Here is a 1,077-nt window from a genome sequence, read left to right on the forward strand (position 1 = left end):
TGAGCTTCTATTATACCTGGCATAACCCAATAATTTTCTGCATCAATTATTTTACAATCTTCATTATCACTTATATTAATATTTTCTCCTATCTCTACAATCTTTTTATCTTTTATTAAAATAGACCCTCTATTATAAGTTTTATCAGCCATGGTCATTATTTTACCATTTTTTATTAATAACATAATTTTTATTCTCCTTTGTAAACTAGCTTATTATTTCCAATATTATTATTAGCTAATATTAACTAATTTATGTTAATCATATTAATTGTGTATGAAAATTTTTATATTGAATACTCTAATAATTAAGTGTTCATTCAATATTATTAATCTTCGAATATAAATAAAAAGTAATAAGAATTTTATATAATAATATATTTATAGATAAAAAAGAACTACCAATTATTGTATCTTAGTAGTTCTTTTAACCGATCTTCAAGTATTCAAGCTCATTTCTATTAATATTTTAGGAAGTTCATTTTTATAGTATTACATATCTCCTCCATATTCAAAAGACTGACAATATGCATTAGTTGCATCTATTTGAACATATTCTGCATAACAATCTTTATGTTTATTATATATACAATTGTGAGCTTCACATTTTATATCACGTGGTTCTGTAGTTGAACTACCATCACTATTTACAAAAGCATGGTTAGCGCTATTAAAAAATGATTCTTTTTCTCTAGGATCACCAGCTAGACTATTTACAATACTACTACTATCTCTATCTACAAAACTTGTACAAGAAGTTCCTTCAATTGCTACTGCACCACGTCCACTTACATGTATCATACCTGCTTTACACTCATAATCTCTATTATGTGCACAATTAGTTGCATTACATTTTAAATTTCCTCTTTGCATTTTATTTACCTCCTTAATAAATATCTATTTTATTATTTCCAAAAGATAGAATATAATTCTATAAACCTAAACTTTGCCTTAATTTCTCTAATTCATCTAACTTATCTTTAAGTATTGATTACAATTTTACTATCGTGCCTTTGTTTTATTTGATATCAAAGTATGTACTAATTATTACTAAATATATGAGTATATTAAAAATACT

General features: G+C 24.3%; 2 protein-coding genes (1 of these 2 cut by a window edge). One reads left to right on the top strand and one right to left on the bottom strand.

Annotation, left to right across the window (positions count from 1 at the left end; translation table 11 throughout):
* Positions 1 to 25, top strand: partial view of an AIM24 family protein gene (locus tag G3997_RS04075; RefSeq protein WP_442971238.1) — the end only. The gene continues 713 nt to the left of window position 1, outside the view; only the last 25 of its 738 coding nucleotides appear in the window; its start codon lies beyond the left edge, outside the window; it ends in the stop codon at positions 23 to 25.
* A gap of 466 nt (positions 26 to 491) precedes the next feature.
* Here G3997_RS04075 and G3997_RS04080 read toward each other — a convergent pair whose 3' ends face one another.
* Positions 492 to 872, bottom strand: a complete 381-nt coding sequence (locus tag G3997_RS04080) for a DUF1540 domain-containing protein (protein WP_296648537.1) — start codon at positions 870 to 872, stop codon at positions 492 to 494.
* Positions 873 to 1,077: the final 205 nt, after the last annotated feature.

Origin of the sequence: Romboutsia sp. 13368 (assembly GCF_018336475.1) — a bacterium.
Classification (GTDB): Bacteria; Bacillota; Clostridia; order Peptostreptococcales; family Peptostreptococcaceae; genus Romboutsia.

Bases quoted from the DNA above. Each gene is read 5' to 3' on its own strand.
- G3997_RS04080 (WP_296648537.1), bottom strand. From the start codon at position 872: ATGCAAAGAGGAAATTTAAAATGTAATGCAACTAATTGTGCACATAAT.